Genomic DNA, 21,852 nt, shown 5'->3' with positions numbered 1-21,852 from the left:
TCCTTTCAGTCTTCCTGTTATCGTGTCATGTATATACTCATTGATAAATAAAAATTGCTAGACGAGTATAAATATTCATTTATTCTTTCTTTAGTAAAATAATACGTTGTCATTCCTGCGGAAGCAGGGCTCGGTTTTTCGTCATTGCGAACGAACATCGTTCGTGCGGCAATCCAGAAAAATTAGCAAAAAATGCTAATTTTAACATTTTTTTACTGGATTGCTTCGTCAATTACTACGTAATTTTCCTCGCAATAACGGGGTGGGATCCACGCAGCAACGCCTCGCAGGAATGACATTAGAGCCATACAACCACACTTTATTAAACTAACAATTACTTATGAAATTACTTATTACCGTAATCATCATGGAAATACTCGCTGGAGCAGAAATAGATTTATTCGTTCCAAGCTTCCCTGAAATACAAGATACATTCAACCTTTCAACTTTTATGACAGAACTACTACTCGGTGTAAATCTAACCGCTTATTGTATTACTTCGCTTATAGTCGGTAATTTAGGAGATAGATACGGACGCAGACCGATTATTATACTCGGTTTACTGATTTTTAATCTTGGTAGTTTATTTTGTGTATTTGCAAATAATTATGAAGCTATATTATTTGGAAGATTTTTGCAAGGATGCGGGATATCATCGGTTGCAGTGCTAGTATATGTTGTTCTTGCCGATATTTATTCAGTACAAGAACAACAAAAATTAATGGGAATTTTAAACGGTACTATTACGCTTTCTATGGCTTTTGCACCGGTGCTAGGCAGTTACGTCAATTTATTTTGGGGTTGGAGAGGTAATTTTGCTTTATTATTCACACTTGGCTTAATTAGCTTAATTCTTGGTATATTATTTATTCCGAAAAGAGAAGTTAATAAAAAAATACGTATTTCTTTAAAAGAATATATACCTATCTTCAAATCGCCAAAAGCTATATATTATATACTTACAATGATATTTCTTGCACAAGGATATTGGATATTTATTGGGATTGCTCCTATTTTATATATGCTAGATTTAGGTGTAACTTTAGAATATTTCGGACTTTATCAAGGAGCAATGGCGGCTCTATTCTCAATTATGAGCTTTTCAAGCGGTTATTGCTTTAAAAAATTCGGTATTAGAAATTGCTTCTATTTTGGAGTTATATTTATAATACTATTCCTACTAGGAAATAGTATATTAGTTATATATAATATTAATAATCCTTTAACTATAACAATAGTTACTTTATTATTATCTCTTGGCGTGATATATCCGATTAACATATTATGGCCATTGCTTTTAGAAGCTATTCCGGACGGTAAAGCTCGTATGACGGCTATGTTTACTGCGGCTAGATTGATTTTAACGGCATTTGGGCTGCAATTAGTAGGATTTTTATATAACGGTACTTTTACCCCTCTTGGCATTACTATATCCATTGTTACGCTATTTGGGTTAATAACATTACCTAAATTATTTAAGTACGATAAAGTCTTTGAGATTTCCGATAGAGTGTAGAGGTCTTTGTTTCGTCATGAGCTAAGCGACTGCAAGGAGCGTGGCAATCTCAGGAAATAAAAACTAGATTGCCACGTCGCTTCGCTCCTCGCAATGACGATATAGATATAAGAACAAATAAAAAAAATGATCAATAACAATTTTATTTTCAAGATAGCTTTCAGGTATTTTAGAGCTAAGAAAAACGAAAAATTTGTTTCTATTATTTCTGCCTTTTCTTTAGTAGGCGTAATGATCGGCGTTGCAGCATTGATAGTAGTTATGTCTGTTATGAACGGTTTTCATATAGAGCTTACTAAAAATATTATCGGCTTAAATGGGGATATAGTAATAAATCGGCAAGGCGGTAGTATTGATAACTATGAAGAAATTAAAGCTAAACTCCTAAAACAAGATTATGTAAAGCATGTAACATTCATCGCTCACGGTCAAGCTTTGGCTCTTGGTAAAAGTAATAATAGCGGCGTGCTTGTTAAAGGTATGAAATTAAAGGATCTAAGTTTAAGAAATGAAATTTTTAAAAATGTAAATTTCGGTAGTTTTGATGATTTTCACGGCAAAAACGTAATAGCACTCGGAGAACAATTAGCAAGTAATTTAGGCGTAACAATTGGGGATAAGATTAGATTAATTTCCCCAAATTCAGTTTCTACCGCCCTTGGCAGTATGCCAAGATCAAAAGAATTTAAAATTATCGCAATTTTCAATAGCGGTATGTATGATTATGATTTGACAACGATATTAATGCCGCTTACCGCAGCACAAAATTTCTTATCTCTCGGCGACGATATTAATTTAATTGAAATTAATAGTCTAGACCCCGATAAAGCTCTCGCATATTCATATAAAATACAATCATTATTAGGTCCAAACCTATACGTATTTAATTGGCAAACCTTAAATTCACAGTTTTTAAGTGCCCTTGCTGTCGAGCGTACGGCTATGTTTACTATTCTATCTTTAATTATTACGGTTGCCGCCTTTAATATTATTTCAAGCTTATTTATGCTTGTTAAAGATAAAACTTCAGATATTGCAATTCTTAGAACTATGGGAGCAAGCACTAAGCAAATAATGCTTATTTTTATCTATAACGGAATGTTTATAGGATTACTTGGCACAACACTAGGTGTAATCCTTGGGGTTACTTTCTCTTATAATATTCAAACTATCAAAAATTATTTGGAGCGTATAACCGGTACTAAAATTTTCGAGGCAGCTATTTATTTTCTTTATAGTTTACCTTCAAAAGTAAGAGCTGAGGATATTATTTTAATTACCTCTTTATCTATAATATTGTGTTTTCTTGCGACAATTTATCCTTCTTATAGAGCCTCAAAATTAAATCCCGTGGATGCCCTAAGATATGAATAATACAGTCCTCATTCTAAAAAATATCTCAAAACATTACAGCCAAGGCAAAACTATTGTTAGGGTACTTGATGATCTTAATTTAACGGTTAATGAGGGTGAATTAATCGCTATAATAGGTTCTTCAGGTAGCGGCAAATCGACTTTACTACATATTGCCGGCTTGCTTGATAAACCTACAAACGGTCAAGTCATCATACCAAATAGCAAGTATCAAAAATATCATCTCATTCGTCTTCATTATTTAGGTTTTATCTATCAACAACATCACTTACTTAAAGATTTTACCGCTCTTGAAAATGTTATTATGCCAAGACTTATTAGCGGTCTTGATCAAAAAGAAGCAATAGAAGATGCAACAAAGATATTAGATGATTTAGGACTTGGGAAAAAACTCTATAATATGCCCGGAGAATTATCGGGCGGAGAACAACAACGGGTCGCTATAGCTCGGAGCTTAATTAATAAGCCAAAAATTATTTTAGCAGATGAACCGACAGGTAATTTAGATCCCAAAACTACAAATGAAGTATTTAATTTATTTTTAAAAGTAGCAAGAGAACAAAATACCGCAGTTATTATGGTAACACATAACCATGAGTTAGCACATAAAATGGATAAATTATATAAGCTAAAGCACGGATTATTAAATATAGCTTGATTTGAAGCCCAAAAATTCTGATAATTAAATTATATTAATGCTATTTATTTAATAAAGGTTAGTAATGGCTGAGCCTATTATATTTACTCTTTTACTTGGCAATAAAGATCAGATATTAGAAAGAATAAACAATCAGGAAGCTCAAAATAAACTACCTATTATCCCGCTTCAAGTTAATAAAGAATCACATATATCCGATAAAGAACGTATTTTTTCGGAAATCTTAGAAAAATCCCTCAAAGAGGGCAAAACACCGATTTTTAACATTCAACTTAACAATAATAATGTAAAACCAATTTTTCGGGTGCAAGATTTAATTAATTCGCAAAATTTAAATATAAAAACTACTATTACTTTTGATCAATATAATTCATTAACCCAAAATCCTGACTTGGAAGCTTATTGGAAGCAAATTATGGAAAAAGTTGATCATGTTTTTTTCACAAATGAAGCAGATCAAAATTTAGCTATAGCCGATGGTATAGTACCAAAAGATAAAACCACTACAATTACGGATATAAGTTTAGTAACATCTGTTTTTAACAATCTTGTATATGATCGTGAAATTGACCAGTTGCTCTCCGGTACGATACCTGACAAAGCAAAATTAGACAAACTAATAAAAACAGCTAAAAATCAAGGTGGTAGAGTAATTATAGAAACTTGGCCTCTTTCTGCAGACGAAGCAACAAATCTTATCACTGCTAAATTCGGTATTAGATCTGAAGATCAAATTTACGGATTGAAACTTGAAATTAATGAAATCTTAAAAGATCCAAATAATGCTGCTGAAAACTTTAAAAAATATGTATCACAAATATCTAGGCAATTTCAAAAAGATTTAGGTAAAGCTGAGGTAAACCCTATTGACTTTAATTTTAATACAAAGAAAGTTATGAAAGATAGAGCTGAGGATATACAAAAAGAACAAACAACACCATATGAACCTCTACAAGAAATCCAACCACAACAGCAAGGTTTTTTTAGACGAGTTTTTAACTATTTTAAAGATATAGTAACTAGTTTTAAAGAAACAATATTTGGCAAAAAAGAAGAACCTAAAACTCAAGAATCAACAACTCCAACTACGGAAGCAATGACGCAAGAACAGCAAGTAGTTGCTGTCCCTCCTATAACTCAACCGGAACAACAAGCTTCTGTGAGTAATACAAAACCATGGGAAGAACTAGGAATTACACAAAAAATGTATGAAGCATCTCTGCAAGCAGAAAAACAATTAATTAAATCGCTAATAGAGCCAAAAATACCTGAAAAAAAATCATCACCGATTATAAATACTGAAGATACTGAAGCTCAAGCCGGTATTTATAATACAGAAAATATAAAACAACCTAAGTATTTATACACTGAAGATGATATAAAAAATATACTGGAAGCAAATATAGATAAGAATAAATTCTCTATATTTCATCATGCCTCTTTAGAAGAGCCGGAAATACTAAAAGATACTCTTCATGCTACAGGAGAGGGTTTACTATTAGATAACAAATCTGCAATTATACCACTAAATACAGGACATAAACATTGGTTACTCTTAACGGCTAGTAAAGATGATAAAGGTAATATAAACTTTATTTATAATGACCCCTATGGTGAGCCATTAGAAACTCGTCCAAAAGTAACAGAATATATTAACGAAGTTTATCCCGGTGCAAAAATAATAGATCTAAACACCAAACAACAAGAAAACGCTTATGATTGCGGAGTTTTCGTATGCGATAGTGCAATAAAATTTTCTAAAGGTCAAAAAATTCTAACTACTGAAGAATCTAAAGGACAAGGTATAAATTTAAGAAAGGCTCAAGCTAATACACTATTAATGCAACAGCAAGCACAAGAAATCGTGAGACCGTTAAAAACAAATTCTGTACAGCAATCAAGTAATAAATTTCACAAGAATTAGTGAAGAATCAAAAAACAACTGATCACTCTAGACGACTCTAATATACTCTTATAAGAATAAGTAGTATACTTGATACAACTTTAAAAAGAGTAATCGGTTCAAAGTCCTCGGAGCGGAGCATATACTTAATATGTGAGTACCACAGCTCTTGTAGAACGACGTAGCCAATTTTTCAAATTCTACCTGAGTATACAAAAAAACATTAGGCAAAATTTCTAATTCCTAATATAATTATTTATAGTTAATTTATATTTAACAAGAATGACTACCATACTTGTGATCGTTATTATAATAATGATTGCCTTATCTGCTTTATTTGCTGCTACCGAAACTGCTATTACCGCCTCCTCGCCGGGAAAGATTCATAAGCTTAAAATCGCCGGTAATAAGCGTGCTAAAACAGTTTTAGAGGTTCTTAAGAAAAAAGAAAAGGTCATAGGAACCCTACTAATCGGTAATAGCCTAATCAATACTGTTTGTACTACTATTGCTACTACTCTCTTTATTAGCTTTCTTGGAGATAATGGACCTATTGTTGCTTCCGGCGTTATGGCTTTTATAATTATTGTTTTTGCCGAAGTAGTACCGAAAGCAATAGCCGTTGCTAAACCTGAACAATTAGCATTAAAAATGGCTTCAACTATCGTAATATTTTTAAAGCTTTTCAAACCTATTAATATTGCTCTTGATTACATTACAAAAATATTTTGCTTCATATTTCGTATTAATTTAAATCCTCAAATATCAGGAACGGAAGAAGTAAGAGGCGTGATTGAGCATTACCACCAAGAAGGCGGAGTTTATAAATCCGATCGTAATATGCTCGGCGGAATATTAGATATACGTAATATGACGGTATCGGAAATTATGACTCACAGAAGTAGTATTATAGCCCTTAATATCGACCTACCTCATGAAGTGATAATTAAAACTTTATTATCGGGTGCTCATACACGTATACCTTTATGGCAAGATAATAGAGATAATATAATAGGGATTCTGAATCTAAAAGATTTGCTTAAAGCATTATACGAAAATAATAATGATGCAAAAAAAGTTGATATTAATAAACTTCTAACTCCACCTTGGTTTATCCCTGAGAATGCACTTGTAGTAGATCAGTTACATGCCTTTAGAGAGCGTAATAATCATTTTGCTTGTGTTGTAGATGAATATGGCGATTTACAGGGAATTATTACTCTTGAAGATGTTATAGAAGAAATCGTAGGACCTATTACCGATGAACATGATAGGCTTAATAATGAAATTATCAAGAAGTCTAATACCGAGTTCATTATAAAAGGCACTACGACTATTAGAGATATTAACCGAGAACTTGATTGGAATTTATCGGACGAGGATGCAAACACTATAGCGGGGTTAATAATCCATAAAATTGCTAGAATTCCAAATCAAGGAGAGGTAATCGAAATATTTAACTTTAAAATAATAATTTTAAAGAAAATTGCCAATAAGATTGATAGCGTAAAAATTACCGTATTACCTACTACTGAGGAAACAATAAGCAGTGAGTGAAATCGGTAATTTTTTACTGCTAACAACGATGTGCTTAAGCGGGATGTCGATTGTTTTTGGCTTATTAACGCGTCATTGCGAGCGACTAAAAGGAGCGTGGCAATCTCATGAGGTAATACAAAAACTCCTGAGATTGCCGCGTCGACACTTCGGGCCTCCTCCCAACGACAATATTATCAATTTTTCTTTCTACGCAAGTGCCTCATGTTCTATACTTGCCTTTTTTACCCTAGTCTATGCTTTTATTATTTCTGACTTTTCACTACAAAATGTCTTTTTAAACTCTAGTACTTTAAAACCTTTAATATATAAAATAGCCGGTAGTTGGTCGAGCCACGAAGGCTCAATGTTATTATGGTTTTGTTTATTACAAATCGTTAGTTGCTGTTATATATTTTTACTTAAAGATAACCGGCTTAAATTTTTATCTATTATTATTCTATCAGCCATACAATTATTTTTTAGCAGTTTTATTTACTTTACCTCCAATCCTTTTAACGTGTTTTCTTTCGCTCCTAAAGAGGGGCTTGGACTAAACCCGATGCTACAAGATATTGCTTTGAGCATCCATCCTCCTCTGCTTTATTTAGGCTATGTCAGCTATGTAGTGCCTTTTACTATTGTTTGTGCCGCTATGTTATTCCATTCCTCTTCTATGTCATTCCTGCGAAAACAGGAATCCATAAATGACATAAAACTTCTCAAAACATTTTCCAATATCGGTATCTTATTTACTACCATAGGAATTAGCCTAGGTTCTTGGTGGGCCTATAGAGAACTCGGCTGGGGTGGATTTTGGTTTTTCGACCCGGTAGAAAATATTTCGCTATTTCCTTGGTTATCCGGAATCATGTTACATCATTCTATAATAGTTACTACCAAAACAAACCGTATAGCCCCCTTGCATAACTGGACGATAATCTTATCAATTGTTACTTTTTTATTAGTAATATTTAGTACTTTTTTAGTACGTTCCGGTTTTATTACCTCAATTCACTCTTTTGCATTCTCACCTGAGAGAGGAATATACTTACTTGGGATATTTTTGATTATGGGGATTGGTAGTATTGGGTTGTATACTACCACGTCATTGCGAGGAGGTGCATCAGCATTAACGAAGCAATCTCAGGAAACTATCCGAGATTGCCGCAGCCACTTTCGTGGCTTCGCAATGACGAATTGTGGAAACGCCATACTCCTCGGCAACATCTTCTTCCTACTTAGCCTTATTGTGCTAATAGCTGCCACACTTTACCCGCCAATTTACTCTTTATTTGACGATAAACCTATTATTATCGGTGAAACATTTTTTATTAATAATTTTATTATATTCGTTATCCCTATTCTTTGTACTATAGGATTATTTGCTACTAAAAGCTCTATTAAAAAACATATTATAATTCTAATATTATCTCTAATAATTACTTATTTTATCTCGTTAAAAGTAACATTTAGTGTTATATCGATTTTAACTATAATTGCATCTATATTTTTGATGCTTCATAATGTTCATTATCTTTTGATTAAAACTAATTATTTTAGAAATAGGCTTAAAGCAAGTACTGCTAGTATGACCTTAGGGCATTTTGGTTTTGCACTAATTGCTTTCAGTATTACTATGAATGCACTATTACAAAGTGAAATGGATTTTACCGGTAAAATAGGGGCAAGTAAAACATTTAACGAATTTAAAATAACATTGCAAAATATTAAGTTTGCTCAAGGTAAAAATTATTATAGACAAATCGCTGAATTTTGGCTTGAGGATAATAGCCGTAATATAACTATATTAAAGCCGGAAAATAGGCTTTATATAGTTGAGAAGAGCTTATCGCAAGAAAGCGATATATATTCTTACTTATCATATGATCTTTACGCCGTTTTAAGTAATATAGACGGCGATATAATTCATGCTAAAATATATTATAAGCCAATGATGAGCTTTATTTGGCTTGGAATTATTCTCACCGCTTCCGGCTTTTTTATTGCACTAATCAGAAAAAATTCTAGCTAATTTGAACCATCACATTTAAGGTTTAAAATTTTTATACTATTCGGATGATCAGCTCCGAATTTTTCTATCTGATTATTACGGAATTTTTCATACCAAAATTTCTTAGGTAAAGTGCAACTAGCTTTAGCGGCTGCAAGATACATATTACTTATTTCATACACATTTTTCATATTTTCTTTATAGTTATTCCAATATATATTTTCAGCAGTAGCATAAGCATCTACCGCCTCCTCATTTTGATTAAGTAACACTAGTGCATCCCCTTCAGCAACAAACGTTTTTGCCAAATCTATATCCGGTGATATAATAATCTCTTTATTAGGTCTAGTTGGATCATTAAAGAAAATTGCTTTAGCTTTTTTGGCGTATTCTAGAGCTTCGGTAACATCACCGAGTCTTAGCTTTGCTCTTGATTTTTGGGTAAAAATTCGTCCAAATACTTGATTTTCCTCTTTTTTACTCGATTTATTCATATCATATACTTGTTCTAATAAAGAAAGAGCTTCCTGATGTTTCTTAAGATTATTTAATACATCTACTTTAATGAGATATGAACCAGTAAGAAATAAATCTTGAAGTTTCATGCCGTTTTCAATACAAGCATTTATACTATCGTCAATTCTTCTTAATGCTTCATAATTTTTACCTTGGATATTAAATAATTTAGCTTTTGCATAATATATAGTTGCTATATCAGTTTGATCTACCAAATTTTGATCGAACATAGCTTCCATAATTTGGATATTTTTTTCTGCCTCCTCTAGATTTCCTAGCTGAATATTGGATATAGCCGAACCGAAAACTACATTACATTTTATGGAATCATATCCTTTTACTTCATCAAATACCTGCTTAGCTTTCGTATCATATTCAATTGCTTTTTTAGGATCCGACCAAGTTCTATAATACCACCCTATGCGTCCTAAATATGCAGCATAAGCAAATTTTTCTTCATTATTCATTGTCCATAATTTAAATTTACCTTTTTGATCGTTTTTATCAAACCAATTTACTAATTTTTTTGAGTTATATAAATCGGAAGAATTAGCATATTGTATTAATAAATTTAATTTTAACTCTAGAATTTTATATATCGATATATCGTATTTTTCTGCATTTTTTGTAATTATCTCAATATTATCCGATATAGTTTTAGCATTTCTAAAAATACGCCCCTTTACTAAACTTTTAGGTATGGAATTTAAAAGATTAGTAACACTACGTTCAAGATATTCTTTATTTCCTTTATCTCCATTTATTTGTAATATTTTTTCAGCTATAACATCATGCATTTCAAATATCGGATTAACTTCATTAGGTTCAATATTAGAGATCAAAGCAAATTTAGAAAGCTGATAAATATCATCATCTAAACTGTTCTTATCTTCAGTAATAGAATTTAATAATTCTTTTGAAAAACTTTGATTATTAAGCAGTGCTATCCCATCTAGTAATCTTTTGGCACTAGGGTTTAATTCATTGCTAACAAGTTTTATATTTAGCTCAATTTTATCCTTAGAGGCTTTTATCTTTTTCTTATATTCTTCTACTAAGTTCAAACCTTGTACTTGATTTAATATTTGTGCTCCTTGAACTACGAGAATCGGATAGCCTCCAAATTCTTGAGTCAAAAAATTTATTAATTCCGGATTTTTATTTTCCAATATATTTTTTGCAAGTAATGCAGTTTCCGACTTAGTGAAAGCATTTGCTTTGATTATATTAGATAATAATTCATCATCTTGAGAACAAACTATAATATTACCGTTATATTCCCAATTAATAAAATCTTCTATTTTCTTATTCTCGCCTATTTTTAAATTATCAAACACCAATAACCATTTATCTTTACTTGCTAGATAAGCTATTAAATCTTTCCTCATTACTGCCATATCTTCCGAAATCACCGGTGATTTTACTTCGGTATTAATAGCTTTAGATAATTTGAGTAATTGCTGCTCTATATTTAGATTACAATCAATAAACCAAATTATGTTATAGTTTTCTTTATTTTCATAAGCGTACATCCTAGCAAGCTGGGTTTTACCCATACCGTTTCCCCCTACTACACTAGATTGCTTGTATTTATTAAGATTTTCTTTTAGCTTTTCCAATTGCGATACATGATTTATAAAATAGCTAACCGGTACAACTAAATTAGATATTTGACTTTGAGCAAATATAGTTCCGCTTATTAGAAGCACAATAATCCCTAATATATATTTTTTCATAATATTTATTAATTTTAAATTTCTAGCTGTAAAGCTTTATATCTTTTCGACTAAAAGTCAATAAAATTTGATGTTAATGAAGATATTGCACTTGGTGAAAAATTAGGTGATGTCATTCTCGCATAGCATTGTTGCATGAATATCTAATCGTCATTGCGAGGAGCGAAGCTTTGCTGCAATCCAGAAAAAATAATAAAAAAATTCTGTAAATCAGAATTTTTTACTGGATTGCTTCGTCGAATTACTTCGTAATTCTTCTCGCATAGGCGAGGCATTGTTGCATGGCTCGATTTCACCACTGTCATCCCGTGGTTTGACCTATAGTACCGGACAATTTTTGTTCTATGTCATTCCCGCGAAAGCGGGAATCCAGTACTTTAAAGCTTTTTTAAAGTTTTATCCTAAAAAAACGATATAATAAAAAATCTTTAAAATTAAGATTTTTTAGCCTGGATCCCCGCTTTCGCGGGGATGACATCGAGGACTTTTTAAAAATTGTCCGGTACTATAGGTTAAGCGAACTAGGTGACATAGTGGGGTTTACCGAGCCACGCAACAAGACCTGTAGGCACGAAGAAAGAATAAAAAAAAGCCCCCTTTTTTCAAAGAGAGCTCTTTTTTCTTTAGAAAGTTATAAACTTACTAATCGGGAGCGATTAGAAGTTTACACGTACTTTTAAAGTACCTTGATGTGCAGTATACTTACTTGCAGCATTGAAATCATAACCGATTCCGTATTCCATCTTAGCATCAGGTCTTATGCTTGCACTTAAACCTATATTGTAAGATGTTTTAGCAGTTCTGTCAGGCTGGCTGATGAACGGAGTAACTTGTCCATCTAACTGAGACTGAGTTTTAGATAATCTACCATTTACTTTGTGAACTACAAAAGCGTGAGCTTCCGGGTATACCGCAAGATCAGTTATATTCATAGTACCACCGGCTACTTTAACACCTACTATTAAATCAGTTCTATCGCTAAACTTGCTGTTAACTTGCTTGTTTGCAACTGTTGTACCGGTTTCTTTGTAGTTTTCGTCAGAAGACTTTAAGTAGCTAAGTCCTGCCATTGGAGTTACTAATACACCTTGCATTGCATTGTAATCATAACCGACCATTAAGTTACCACCGAATGTCATGTTATCGTAATTACCGGCAGCAATTTGCTTATTCATCTTACCGTTAGCATCGAAGAAGTAACGCTGACTTTTGTTCTTCACTTGGTTTAAGCTAAATATTGCACTACCTTGAGCAAAGAAGTTCTCAACAAGCTGCTGGGCACCATATAGAGAGAATGTGAAACCGTTAACGTCGGTTTTATCACCTTTCTTATAATCCTGGTGTTTTATATCGGTTTTAGTAATACCGATAGCAGCACCGATCATTAAGTTATCGTTAGCTAGCGTGTCTAAACCTATTACGACACCGGTGGTTTTAGCTTTATAACCAGCTAAACCGCCTTTCTTACTTTGATGTGCATCAGTATAGAAAGGTTTTGCCCATATACCGTAAGCTACATTGTCAACAGCTTCGTCACCTGCAGCAACCGCAGCCGGTATTGCTCCAGCTTCAGGTCCAGCCATTTCAGCAGTTTCAGGAGTACCTAAATATCTAAGAGCACCTAATCTGTTACCAAGTTGAGCTTGGATGTCTTTTGCTACATCTAATTGTGCATTAGTTATGGCTGCACTTGTATCGGTAGTAATAGCTCCAACAAAGTTAGCAGAATCAGCACTATTTTTAGCTAAAAGAAGATTATTATACGCCGCAGTATTAGTTGAATTTACAAATGTTGTAACGTTCTGACCTACACCCGGTGCACTTGCAAATGGGCTATTTGCGATATCATTAGTAACTACGTTTGCTGCATTGTTAGTACGTGTTATTACATAATCTTGGTTAGCAGCACGTATTAAACCGTAATTAACGAAACGATTACTTCCGGTTACAGCAAAGTTAGGACCTCCTAAAGTACCGTTAAATCTAGCACCACCTTGGATTAAAGTATAAGTTTGCGTATCGCTGAAATTTGCATTGGCATTATCTTGTACGTTAATAGTTGTTGTTCCCGTAGTTGTTGCATTAACTTGAGCATTTTCTGCAATAACGATGTGACCTATATTACCGTTTGCTACTGTTAAAGTAGTTTCAATAGAAGTATTGCTTCCCCATGTTGAAGTACCGCTTGCAAATGTTAAGGTATTTGTAAGAAGATCGATTTCACCGTTAATAGCAGTAGTACCGCCGCCTAAAATTACGTTAGAATTTAAAACACTTAAGTCATAAGTACCAAAGTCTGTGACTTGTGAATAAATATTTCCTTGTAATCCTGCACCATCATCACTACCTATAAATTTAACAGAAGCTACAGGAGTATCTGAACTACCTATATTACCGACTAATGCACTACCTAAGTAAGTTACAGTACCGTTATTAGCTTTAGTAGTAACAATCATACTTGTAGAATCAGAAAATGTACCGTCAACAAATCTTACATTAGCGTTACCATTAACACTTCCAAGGGTAATTTTACCGTCGAAATCTGTTCCGGCTACACCACCTGTAGTAACAGTTACACCGTCATTAATTGTTGCGTTAGTTGCGATAATACTACCTAAGTTGTTATAGTCTGTAGTAAACGTTACTTGCTTTAACTTCGGACTACCGTTCTCTATACCTAAACCGTAAATTGTACCTGGGGTGTTAGGAATACCGCCGCTAAGTGTGACAGTACCTTGATTATTGTTTACGCTACCGATACCTGCATATAATTTAGTAGCATTAACAGTAATACTGTTATCACTTCCAAGACCAAGACCTACAATATTATCCTGATCACCGATTGCTTGACCGTCAGCGATTACGCTATCAACACCTGAAACAATCAGTCTAGGAACATCAAAATTACCTGTAGCTGTTTCATTACCTACTGTACTTTTAATTGTTAAACCGTCTAATGGGATCCCGTTAGGTAAGAATAAAGCTGCACCTAAACTTACATTTTCAAAAGAAATTGTATCAGTCGCCGCACCATGGTCATTACCTGCATTACCTATTTCATTAATCACTACGTTACCGCGACCGGAAACTGTTATTTGTTTTAAATCATCAACAGGTCCAGCTTGTTTGTTTAATGTTACGGTAATAGGAGTGGTGTTAACAAATTCTACTATACCGGTACCATCAGCAGATTCAACCTTATCTGCAGTATAGTTACCACCGATTTGTAAGATAGAGTTAGCTTCAATTGTAGTTTCACCGTTAAATATTGCGTTACCTAAGAACTTAGCAGTAGTACCGTTATCTAATTCTACAGTATTAAACTTATTACCTTGCTGTCCACCGACTGTACCGCTTACTATATTTGTTCCACCGACAGTAAAGCTGAACGAACCAACGTTAGCATCGGTAGTAGTAATATTAGTAGCATATAAATTTACGCCTTGACCAACATTTAATATAGTGTCACCATTAACTCCTTTAGAACCAAAATTAATCTCAGCAAGAGGATTTGCTTCACTACCTAAATTTGTGCCAGCTGCAAGAGTTGTATTATCATTTACAACAGGATTAAATATTATTTTACCTTGATTTGCAGCATTTGTAGTTTTTGTTATTAAATAAGTATTGTGAGCAAGTTGTACTGAACCGTTATTTCCAATAACTAACTCATTAATAGCAACATCACCACTATTTAAAGCTGTTTTACTTGAGCCGATATTAAATTGTCCAAGAGTTTTATTATTAGCTGCAATAGTACCAATATTACCACTAATAGTTAAAGTTTGAGCATTTATTAGGCTACTTGCATCAACAACACCTGTTTTATCAGTAGTGATAGCTAAATCAAAATCAACTAAAATATTATTTTGAGTACTTGTTAACTTAACAGTACCTCCGTTAGCTTGGAAATCAATTGTTCCACCGGCATTAGCACCGATAATATTTGCTCCGCCAAGTGTTAATGTTTTTGAAGCATCGTTAGCTAAAGTAATCCCTTGTATCGGAGCAGCATTACCAGCACCGTTACCTATATCACCGGTAATTGTAGCACTTCCATCTAACTGAATAGCACCATTTGCAAGAGCAGCATTACCGACAAGAACAGTTTGGTTAACGTTACCATTGATAATTGTACCATCAGCAAGCTTAAACTGAGAACCAGCGTTTCCTAAACGTAATTCAGCAGTATGTGTTCCTGATAATTGGACAACTCCGACACCTGCTGCTTCGATTGCTGTAATTTTATTTGTTACCGCAACATTTGCATCAGCATTACCGCTTGCTAAAGTACCGTTAGCAGCAAAAGTTATCACACCCGCAGTATTACCGTTATTGCTAGCATCACCTGTGAAGTTACCTGTAAGAACCTTAGTATCAGGAACTGTAATTTGTGATGCAGTATTACCGAAATCAACGGCACCAAAGTTCGAGTTCTGGGTTATTGCAACTGTAGTAGCTGCTGTTTTAAATGCAGTAGTACCGTCCGTACCAACATCAACTATGTGTCCAAAATTTACTTGTCCGCCTGCATTAGTACTTTGTATAACCATGTCTTTAGCATACACTTGTCCAGCGACTGTTGCTGCATTACCGTTAGCTACGCTAACAACAAATCCTGCAGCTCTACCTGCTCCGTTATTGGTACCTATTACTGCATTAGCAGGACCTGCATTAGCTATAAGTTGACCTGCTACTGCAGTAGTATTAAATTCAATAATACCTTTTAGATTACCGCCTAAACTTCCTGTAACATTAAAGTCGGTAGCACCGCCACCAGCAGCATTACTTAATAATACTAATCTACCGGTACCGTCTGTTCCGTTAAAATTAATAGTAGCACCACCTACTTGTAAATTTAAAGCATTACCGGCAGTAGCATCAGTATTGAAAATGAAACCTTGACCGTCACCGATATTAATTGTCTTAATAGTAGCAAAAGTTTCATCTGAAACTTGAATAAATCCATTAGTAACATTTAATGTACCGTTAGCACCATTAGCTATTACAGCATTATCTCCAAGTATAAGAGGAGCTCTTTGAGTTGTAGGGTTTGTTAAATTAAATACTAATGTAGAAGGCGCAGCACCAAAATCTATTGTTCCTACACCGCTAAGATCATTATTGGCAATAGCATTACCACCATTAACTTGTGCAACAGCATTTTGAGCATTTTTTGTAGCAGCAGCTTGTCCAGCAGTAATACCTTGTCCTGTTATGGTAAGAGTTTTACCGGCACCAAGAGTAAAATTAAAGAAGTTACCGTTATTAGCAGCATTAGTGATAAATCCTAAAGTAGTATCTTCACTAACTGTCGCTGCTAAATTGTTTGCAGTATCTAAAAACAAACCGTTAAAACTACCTGCTGGAGTATTAAAATTAATACCATTATTAGCATTAGCCGTAATAACTGCATTTGGAGCAACTGCAAGATTTGCAGGAGCGGCAGTTTGGTCAAATCCCGCACCGTCAACAGTTGTAGCAGCTCCGACTGTTGTTCTATTCTGCTGTGTAGCAGCACCCATAGCTGAGCCTGCGAAGCCGGCTACTATGGTAGCTGTAGAAGCAGTTACCAATCCTGCGGAAATTAATTTTTTTAGAAAATTTGGTTTTTGAGCCATAATTTTTTTTCCTATATTTAAGTTAAAATTTAGTACCTAGTATTAAAACAAACTTATCAAACACAAGTCAATATATCCCGCATTTGATAAGGAAATAACCTAATATTTTGTTTCAATAGTTTCTAAACTACGAGCTGAGCATACTATATATTGTATATAATTACAAGCATCGCTATAGTTTTTTCATAAAGTTTTAATAAATGTTATATTTTTATCACATCGGCGTTATGCCTTATCAGTGTCATACCGTGAATAGTACCGGACATTTTTTTAAAAGATCTCGATGTCATCCCCGCGAAAGCGGGGATCCAGACTAAAAAATCTTTAAAATTAAAGATTTTTTATTACATAGTTTTTGTAAAGTAAAGCTTTTAAAAAAAGCTTTACTTTACTGGATTCCCGCCTACGCGGGAATGACATAGAACAAAAATTGTCCGGTACTATAAATGCCCCCTCGCGAAAAAACTACTCTTCATTAAATATTAGCACTTCAGCAGTATTTTCCCATTTTAGCATTTCGTCGTATTTAGTATCCCAAATACGCATAATTTCTTTTTCATATTCTACAATTTGTTCTTCTAATCCTTCAAATTGTTTCACCATTTGACGTGCTTTAGAAAGTATCGTGTCATTACTAACGTCAAAAACTTTTTTCAAATGACGGTCTTGTTCTTCTTTGTAATTTAAATGAGCTGCTCTACCAAGCTCAGCATCTTTATGCATATCTTCACTTCTTATCTGTATTTCAAAATTACGTTTAGAATGTAAAAGCTGCATTATATTATGAAGAGACTGATAGCCGTTGCTTTTTGGTCTATTGATATAATCTTTGGTGTATAACCAATCTAAATGCGGAGAACTCTTAACTACGTCCAAAGCATTATAGCATAGAGCTTTAGATTTAACTATAATCCTACATGCAATTAAGTCTTTCAATCCATCAACCGGCACTTCTTTCCTTTTCATCTTTTTTAAAACAGAATAAGGTTCTTTAAGACGCATATATATCTCATTTTCTATATCTGCTTTATTTAAATCTTCTTTAAGCAGATTAATAATATCACAAATCAAATCCCCTCCTGCTACCTAAAATTCTATATATCTCTATTCTTAGTAAATATTACCTATAGCTTTTAGAACTTAAATCCTTAAGACTGTACATAATACTATTCAAGTAATTTATAAAATTAATTCTTTAACTAAAAATTAAAAAACAGATTAATAGTAAAAATAAATTTTTTCAATAAAATTGTTTAATTAATTTTAACTTAGATTAATTGGATAGATCTGTTTCATCGTTATTGTGAGCGGTCGAAGACCGCGTGGCAATCTCATGAAATAATAACAAATTCCTGAGATTGCGGACGTACAATTACTTACGTAATTTCCTTGCAATGACGGAAAAACCGAACCACACAACAACGCCTCCTCGCAATGACGAATAGCATTAAGCAATTAACAGATCAGAAAATTTATCTATAGAACTTTCCGAAACACTACCTAGAACTTCAGACATTTTGTTAAATTCTCCGGTACATTCAAGCACTATATCTACGCCTGCATCTAAAACTCCTTTGGTAATATCTGCCATACTACCGCTTAAAGCTTTCATATCTATTGCATCGGAAATAATAAGCCCTTTAAAGCCGATATTATTTTTAATATAGTCTATAACTTTTTTTGATAGGGTGGCAGGATTCTCAGAATCAAGAGCTTTGTAAATTATATGTGCCGTCATAGCAAGTTTAATATTATCGTGCTTCGCTAGCTCCTTAAATACTTTAAAATCTGTATCCTCTAGTTCTTTTAAGCTAGTATCAACAATAGGTAACCCTATATGGCTATCTACTTTAGCTCTACCATGCCCTGGAATGTGCTTGATGCAAGCCCCGACTTTCTCTTCTTGTAATCCATCTATAGCAGCTAAACATAAAGGTACGACTACTTCCGGCTCTGAACCAAAACTTCTATCTCCGACTATCTTGTCTGCTCCTTCGTGAATCAAATCCGCTACCGGAGCAAAATCTAGATTAATACCTACTTCTCTTAGCTCTTTGCCTATAGTGCTATAATTGTGTTTACATGTTTGGGGATTAGTAAAGTCTTTCGCAGCCGGAGCGTCATAAAAAGTCGGTGCTATGAGCCTTTTTACCCTACCGCCCTCTTGATCTATAGAGATGATAGTATTTTCTCCTAATACTTCTTTTATATCTGCAATAAGCTTAATAAGAGTTTCTTTATCCTGCTCACCGTTATCATTCTTTCTAATATTACGACGGAATAAAATTACACCTAAAGGATTATGCTCTTCAAATAAGTCTCTTTCAGCATCGGTTAATTCAGGACCGGATATGCCTATAATTACCGGCTTTACCATTTGTCTTATTGTCATAATATGCTCCTTTCTTTCTTTTAAAACGTAATATGACAAGTACTATACGCAAGTCATAGAGGAATCGGCAAGAATTTTTTTTATTTGAAGAGATAAATTATGGAAGTTGGTAAGTAATATATGAACTTTATCGGTAGACGGAGATGTAATATCTTTCTTTAAAGATTTTTGAAGTAGATCAATATCATTAACAGTATAATATTTTCTATTATTTATTTTATAATTAGATAAATCAGGGATTTTTGTCTCTAGATATCTTAATTGATGTAAAGCAATATTTAAATGCTTAGTTACTTCACTAGCAGAATAATATTTTTTTGTTAGACTTTTTGCATAACTTGCTTCTAAAGGTAATTTGTACGTCAATCCGGTACTCGCATCCTCCGTTACTTGCGTGTACGCTGCGGTGGCAAGCGCTTCCGTATTTCCTTCAAATTCCTCTTTATTAGCTTCGTTCTGCAAAGAGTCTATTAATCTATTATTTGTCATGTTCGTTAATTAAAGCTTTTAATTTGGTAGACGGGATAAAACGTAAATTCTTTTTTGATTCTATAATTATTGGTGATTTAGTATGAAAATTTATTCCGGGACGTGGATTTTTTTGTTTAACCTCAAAACTGCCGAAATTCTTTAAAGTTAATTTTTGCTCTTTTGCTATTTCTAAAATATTAAAAAAAACCGTATTAACTATTTCCTCACATAAATTATTTGAAAAACCCAATTTGGAGCTTAACATGGTTGCAATTTTTTCTTTGGTAATAGTCATAAATAATACCGATTTTTAAGGGTACAACGTCATTGCGAGGAGAGGTGAAGCCTCGATGCGGCAATCTCATGAAGTAGGATAAACTCCTGAGATTGCTTCGTCGAAACTTATAGTTTCTCCTCGCAATGACGTTAAAAAATTACGAATTTGCTTTTTCTTTATTATATTCGTTAATATTTTTATTTAGCTCTTCTAATTTATCCACTAGGTGCTGACGTATTTCTTCTTGCTTCTTGCTTCCTGCTTTTTTATAATCTTCCATTTTTGCTTTTACATCATCTATAGATTTTTGCAGTTCTTCACCTTCTTTATCTTTCTGATCTTTCACATTCTTTTTTATCTCTGCAACACTTTGTGCTATCTGATCGTAAGTATCGCTTAAGGTCTGATTAAATTTATCGGCTCCCGTTTGGGCTAATTTTGTTAAATTGTCTTTTAATTCCTGTAAATTTTCGGTAATTGTTTTTGTACTGCTTGTAGCTACTTCTTCAGTTTGCACTTCATTTACTTTTGTTTCATCCTTGGTAGGCGAATCTGCAAAAATGCTAGGTGTTAATAATAATGTAGCGGTAGCCCCTAGTGTTATTAATATTCTTTTCATTATATTCTCCGATTATTTATATTTATTGTTATATTGTTCAATTTTCTTACTTAAATCATCAAGTTTTTTACAAGAGTTTGTCTATATTCTTCTACTTTATCATCTTTAATTTTCTGATAATCCTGCAACTCTTTTGTTAAACTTTTATATTGCTCTTTTATAGTTTCTAACAAGTGGTCTTTACTATCCTTAGTATATTTCTCTAAATCATTAATTTTGACAGATAATTTATCCGCTACTTTATGACATTTTTTATTAAAGTCGGCAGTAATAATTTCAGCAGAATTCTTAAGGTTTTTATGTAATTCTTCAAGTGCTTCACCTATAGTTCTCATAACACCTCTTTTTGAAATAGACCTCTTCGGAAACTCTACTTCTAAGGGTAATTTGTACGTCGATCCGGTACTCGAATCCTCACGTACTAGTGTGTACGCTGCGGTTCTGCGTTCCGTGTCTCCTTCAAATTCCTCTCTATAAGCGAGTTTCCGAAGAGGTCTAATAGTTAATAAAAATTAAACTTAAATATTATATATTCAGAATCATAAATAATATAACCTTAAAAAGCAATTTTAAAAAATACCTATTTAATATATAGTTATTGTACAAAATAAATTTGAGGATGTTATGACATTAGAACTAGGAAAAAAAGCTCCTGATTTTTCGCTGCACATAGGTAACGATAAAGTAATTAAACTATCGGATTTAAAAGGAAAATTCATAGTATTATATTTTTATCCGAAAGACGATACGCCTGGATGTACTATTGAAGCACAAGATTTTAATAGGCTAAAACCGGAATTCGATAAACTTAATACGGTAATTATTGGAGTATCTAAAGATAAGCTTGACTCTCACGATAAATTTAAAGAAAAATATAGTTTAGGATTTGATTTAGCCTCTGATGCAAATTCAAATTTATGTGAACAATTAGGGGTATGGATAGAAAAATCAATGTTCGGTAAAAAATATATGGGCATTGATAGAGCTACGTTTTTACTTGATAAGAAAGGAATAGTTAAACATATTTGGCGTTCGGTAAATGCTAAAAATCACGCCCAAGAAGTACTTGAAAAATTAAAGACTCTACTCTGAATAAATGAAAAATAGTAGACGAAGTTTAATTTGGAAAAGAGCAAGGCGTTTTATATTTTTTGACCGCAGCGTACATATTAGTACGTGAGGATCAAAAAATATAAAACAACGACGCCAATTTTTCAAA

At 33.3% G+C, this 21,852-nt stretch carries 14 protein-coding genes and 2 pseudogenes; 7 read left to right on the top strand and 9 right to left on the bottom strand.

The window, feature by feature from the left end:
• Nucleotides 1–340 precede the first annotated feature (340 nt).
• The 6 genes and pseudogenes from RF_RS01155 (at nt 341) to RF_RS01130 (ending at nt 9,022) form a co-directional block, all read left to right on the top strand.
• On the top strand, nt 341–1,516 hold the full coding sequence (locus tag RF_RS01155) for a multidrug effflux MFS transporter (protein WP_011270564.1): 1,176 nt from the start codon (nt 341–343) through the stop codon (nt 1,514–1,516).
• 126 nt (nt 1,517–1,642) lie between these two features.
• Complete coding sequence (locus RF_RS01150) at nt 1,643–2,890, top strand: lipoprotein-releasing ABC transporter permease subunit (protein ID WP_011270563.1); 1,248 nt, start codon at nt 1,643–1,645, stop codon at nt 2,888–2,890.
• The gene (locus RF_RS01145; protein WP_011270562.1) at nt 2,883–3,548 is read left to right on the top strand and encodes an ABC transporter ATP-binding protein; all 666 of its coding nucleotides are present in this window, start codon (nt 2,883–2,885) and stop codon (nt 3,546–3,548) included. The genes RF_RS01150 and RF_RS01145 overlap by 8 nt, the downstream gene beginning before the upstream one ends.
• A gap of 64 nt (nt 3,549–3,612) precedes the next feature.
• Nucleotides 3,613–5,513 (top strand): annotated as a pseudogene (locus RF_RS01140) (Ulp1 family isopeptidase).
• 220 nt (nt 5,514–5,733) lie between these two features.
• Nucleotides 5,734–7,008: an HlyC/CorC family transporter gene (locus tag RF_RS01135; RefSeq protein WP_011270560.1), complete on the top strand. Its 1,275-nt coding sequence runs from the start codon at nt 5,734–5,736 to the stop codon at nt 7,006–7,008.
• A 127-nt stretch (nt 7,009–7,135) separates the two neighbouring features.
• On the top strand, nt 7,136–9,022 hold the full coding sequence (locus RF_RS01130) for a heme lyase CcmF/NrfE family subunit (protein WP_410525680.1): 1,887 nt from the start codon (nt 7,136–7,138) through the stop codon (nt 9,020–9,022).
• On the opposite strand, the gene RF_RS11145 is transcribed toward RF_RS01130, so the two are convergent.
• The 9 genes and pseudogenes from RF_RS11145 to RF_RS08485 form a co-directional block, all read right to left on the bottom strand.
• The gene (locus RF_RS11145; protein ID WP_011270558.1) at nt 9,019–11,253 is read right to left on the bottom strand and encodes an AAA family ATPase; all 2,235 of its coding nucleotides are present in this window, start codon (nt 11,251–11,253) and stop codon (nt 9,019–9,021) included. The two genes, RF_RS01130 and RF_RS11145, sit on opposite strands and share 4 nt — an antisense overlap.
• A 656-nt stretch (nt 11,254–11,909) precedes the next feature.
• Nucleotides 11,910–16,874 carry an outer membrane protein OmpB gene (gene ompB, locus RF_RS01120; RefSeq protein ID WP_011270557.1) on the bottom strand — a complete coding sequence of 1,655 codons (4,965 nt, stop codon included), beginning with the start codon at nt 16,872–16,874 and terminating at the stop codon, nt 11,910–11,912.
• Nucleotides 16,875–17,339: 465 nt separating this feature from the next.
• On the bottom strand, nt 17,340–17,945 hold the full coding sequence (locus RF_RS01115; RefSeq protein ID WP_011270556.1) for a guanosine polyphosphate pyrophosphohydrolase: 606 nt from the start codon (nt 17,943–17,945) through the stop codon (nt 17,340–17,342).
• Between the two features lie 376 nt (nt 17,946–18,321).
• Nucleotides 18,322–19,266, bottom strand: coding sequence for a glycoside hydrolase family 3 N-terminal domain-containing protein (locus RF_RS01110; protein ID WP_039594809.1), 945 nt, complete (start codon nt 19,264–19,266; stop codon nt 18,322–18,324).
• 42 nt (nt 19,267–19,308) lie between these two features.
• On the bottom strand, nt 19,309–19,632 hold the full coding sequence (locus RF_RS10415; protein WP_045820750.1) for a MerR family transcriptional regulator: 324 nt from the start codon (nt 19,630–19,632) through the stop codon (nt 19,309–19,311).
• A 112-nt stretch (nt 19,633–19,744) separates the two neighbouring features.
• Entirely contained in the window at nt 19,745–20,032 is a 288-nt protein-coding gene (locus RF_RS01100; RefSeq protein WP_011270553.1) for an HU family DNA-binding protein, read from the bottom strand.
• A 139-nt stretch (nt 20,033–20,171) separates the two neighbouring features.
• Entirely contained in the window at nt 20,172–20,633 is a 462-nt protein-coding gene (locus RF_RS01095; RefSeq protein ID WP_011270552.1) for a hypothetical protein, read from the bottom strand.
• Between the two features lie 50 nt (nt 20,634–20,683).
• Nucleotides 20,684–20,908, bottom strand: a complete 225-nt coding sequence (locus tag RF_RS01090) for a hypothetical protein (RefSeq protein WP_231564285.1) — start codon at nt 20,906–20,908, stop codon at nt 20,684–20,686.
• Between the two features lie 12 nt (nt 20,909–20,920).
• A pseudogene (locus RF_RS08485) lies at nt 20,921–21,139 on the bottom strand (palindromic element RPE1 domain-containing protein); the annotation flags it as partial.
• A gap of 118 nt (nt 21,140–21,257) precedes the next feature.
• Here RF_RS08485 and bcp point away from each other — a divergent pair.
• Entirely contained in the window at nt 21,258–21,725 is a 468-nt protein-coding gene (gene bcp / locus RF_RS01085) for a thioredoxin-dependent thiol peroxidase (RefSeq protein WP_011270550.1), read from the top strand.
• Nucleotides 21,726–21,852 lie beyond the last annotated feature (127 nt).

Origin of the sequence: Rickettsia felis URRWXCal2, from assembly GCA_000012145.1 — a bacterium.
In the GTDB taxonomy this organism is placed as follows: Bacteria; Pseudomonadota; Alphaproteobacteria; order Rickettsiales; family Rickettsiaceae; genus Rickettsia; species Rickettsia felis.
This window is presented reverse-complemented; position numbering and strand designations above follow the sequence as displayed.

Excerpts from the sequence above, each read along its gene's own strand:
- RF_RS01155 (WP_011270564.1), top strand. The coding sequence starts at position 341 with ATGAAATTACTTATTACCGTAATCATCATGGAAATACTCGCTGGAGCA.
- RF_RS01150 (WP_011270563.1), top strand. The coding sequence starts at position 1,643 with ATGATCAATAACAATTTTATTTTCAAGATAGCTTTCAGGTATTTTAGA.
- RF_RS01145 (WP_011270562.1), top strand. The coding sequence starts at position 2,883 with ATGAATAATACAGTCCTCATTCTAAAAAATATCTCAAAACATTACAGC.
- RF_RS01135 (WP_011270560.1), top strand. The coding sequence starts at position 5,734 with ATGACTACCATACTTGTGATCGTTATTATAATAATGATTGCCTTATCT.
- RF_RS11145 (WP_011270558.1), bottom strand. The coding sequence starts at position 11,253 with ATGAAAAAATATATATTAGGGATTATTGTGCTTCTAATAAGCGGAACT.
- ompB (WP_011270557.1), bottom strand. The coding sequence starts at position 16,874 with ATGGCTCAAAAACCAAATTTTCTAAAAAAATTAATTTCCGCAGGATTG.
- RF_RS01110 (WP_039594809.1), bottom strand. The coding sequence starts at position 19,266 with ATGACAATAAGACAAATGGTAAAGCCGGTAATTATAGGCATATCCGGT.
- RF_RS01100 (WP_011270553.1), bottom strand. The coding sequence starts at position 20,032 with ATGACTATTACCAAAGAAAAAATTGCAACCATGTTAAGCTCCAAATTG.
- RF_RS01095 (WP_011270552.1), bottom strand. The coding sequence starts at position 20,633 with ATGAAAAGAATATTAATAACACTAGGGGCTACCGCTACATTATTATTA.
- bcp (WP_011270550.1), top strand. The coding sequence starts at position 21,258 with ATGACATTAGAACTAGGAAAAAAAGCTCCTGATTTTTCGCTGCACATA.